At 45.5% G+C, this 2,556-nt stretch carries 1 protein-coding gene; it reads right to left on the bottom strand.

The window, feature by feature from the left end; all coding sequences use genetic code 11:
- Positions 1 to 24: 24 nt before the first annotated feature.
- Positions 25 to 2,556: FG-GAP-like repeat-containing protein (locus ACEW8S_RS12015; protein WP_373518390.1), on the bottom strand; the 2,532-nt coding region annotated here is incomplete at its 5' end.

Raw genomic sequence — 2,556 nt, 5'->3', positions numbered from 1 at the left:
TGAAACTGTATTGATTTTATTTGTTCAATCCATCTGATTTTCACCCATAAAATCGATTAGCGTTTTGTTTCCTTTAAAATCATAAAGCTCGATTTTCTGTTCGTCGTTATATAGTTGAAGGGCACGCGATGATTGTGATAGGTGCGAAGAGCCGTAATAGCATTCGTGCCAACGTTCGGCTCCATCGAAGCCAATGATTTTGACCTTCAGGGTATTTGGTGGAACATCAAAAAGTGTGTAGTTTTTCCCAGGAATATCGGAGGCATATACATCTATTCGATCGGAATTTCTTCCGAACAGGGCGGTCAATTGACCATCAACCTTGATGGATGCGGCACTGCGGTTATCGCCATCGATAAAAAGGCCGGTATGGGTGTTCGAAATAGGTTCGAAGCCCCCTTTTCCGTTTCCTTTTAAAAAAACACCCTTTAACGCATCGTATCTACCACTGCCCACCTCGGTGCCGAAATCGTTTCCCGTCAGCACCACGTCCAAAAAGCAGTCCAAATCAAAATCTTGCACCAAAATGCCGTAAACGGGGGCCAACTGGGCTTTTCGGGGAAGGGCTATCAGTTCAAATTGTCCATTTCCATCATTGCGTAAATAACTGGAGGCAAAATGAAAGGCTTTGGCCTGATAGGCACTACTTTGCTCTTGAGGGGATAAAAGGTCATCGAGCGTCGCTTTGGCATAGCTTTCATAATTAGGGAATTTCTTCTTCATTGTGGGAATTTGCTTGATCAGATCGTCCCTGGAATGTACAGGATATTCCGTACCGTTTGTAAATGAAGTCATAATGGGGTCCAAGACACCGTTCTGATCGTAATCTAATCCATACACTGTTACCGGCTGTTCAGGAGAAGCCTCGTGCTTGGTGTTCAGCCCCAGATTACCAAGTACATAGTCGATATCGCCGTCGTTGTCAAAATCCCCTCCGTTTATGCTGTTCCACCATCCCGAGGTGTGCGAAAGACCGGTTTTTGCGGAGACATTCTTCAATTTTCCATTGTCGTTTTCAAAAAATTGGATGGCCATAAACTCCCCTACGACGATAAGGTCGGTATCTCCGTCGTTGTCAAAATCGGTCCATAGGGCATCCGTAACCATACCCGTTTTTTGTAATTCCGGGGCCAGTTGGTTGGTTACATCCGTAAAGCTTCCGTTTTCGTTTTGGAGCAGATAGCTGTTGGGAGGTAGCGGATATTTAAGGGGCACGAGTCTTCCTCCTACAAAAAGATCTAGATCGCCATCCTTGTCGAAATCTGCTGCACGGACGCAAGAACCACTGGACCGTAATTTCGGAAGTGCTTTTTCATCCAACGTAAAATTACCCTTGCCATCATTGTTGTAGAGCCGATCTTGAAAAAATTCCGAACTTTCGTAAAATTCGTTACTGCCACTTACGATATACAGGTCCTGATCTCCGTCGTTATCGTGGTCAAAAAAAAGGGTTCCGGTATCTTCCTCATATTTTTCATTTTCGTTTTTCACCAAGGGCTTCTGTTCGAAATGGCCGTCGTGCTTGCTGGTGAAGAGCTTTCCGCTGCGGTTATAGCCGCCGCCTATGAAGAAATCTTCCCGCCCGTTGCCATTGATGTCGGAAACGGCGATTCCCGGACCTTGGTTGGAATGTTTATGGGGGAGCAGAAACTGCCGGTTAAAGTCGAGGTAGTCTTCTTCGTCGTGTTCAAAGTTAATTCCGTAGGTGTCAGTGACTTTCTGAAAAAGTAAGGGGGCTGGGTCGGCCGCCGTTCGTTTGACCTTGTCAGTCGCGGTTTTCTTTTTGTTGATTACCAGAAATTGGTTGGCTTTCAAATCACGTAGTATTGTATGTTTTCCATCCGGCCATTGCACCGAAAGACTGTCGATCGTACGAATATCGCCGAGTCCAAAATGTAGTTTGTGATCCATGGAAGATTGGTAGCCCCTCGTAACGGATTGGTGAAGCATTTGCATACTATCATCGGTAAACAATCGAACCTGAGCGCCTAAGGCATGTACATTCAGGCTGTCCCCAACTAATCCAATGTTAATAAAATTATGGTCAGGAAACATTTCGGAACGGTTTTCATAAATAAATGCGACCGAATTGATGTTGTTGGCTACGATATCGAGGTCACCGTCGTTATCGAGATCGGCAAAGGCCGTGCCGTTGGATAAGGAGGGTTCTTGCAGCCCCCATTTTTCGGAGACGTCTTCAAAACTCAGGGTATCTTTATTTTTGAACATAAAATTGGAAAGCGTAATGGAGGGCATCTCCCTTGCTTTTCGTTTGAGTGCCGCATCAAGACTGTCTTGAATAACATTGCCCGATAAAGATCCCGTATAGTTAATAAAATCGAGATCGGTAATATCTCGCAAATAACCATTACTGATAAACAGGTCTTTCAGTCCGTCGTTGTCAAAATCGGCAAAGAGGGGCGCCCAGCTCCAGTCCGTAGCAGCGATACCCGCCAATTGCCCGATCTCGGAGAAGGAGGTAGGGTTTTCCCCGATTTTTCCGTTGTTAAGCTGCAAGGTGTTTCGCATATATTGGGGCATATAGCCTTGTTGCAG

The sequence above is a fragment of the Pricia sp. genome (assembly GCF_041745955.1).
GTDB lineage: Bacteria > Bacteroidota > Bacteroidia > Flavobacteriales > Flavobacteriaceae > Pricia.
The sequence above is the reverse complement of the archived record's forward strand: the minus strand, read 5'-3'. Positions and strand labels throughout refer to the sequence as shown.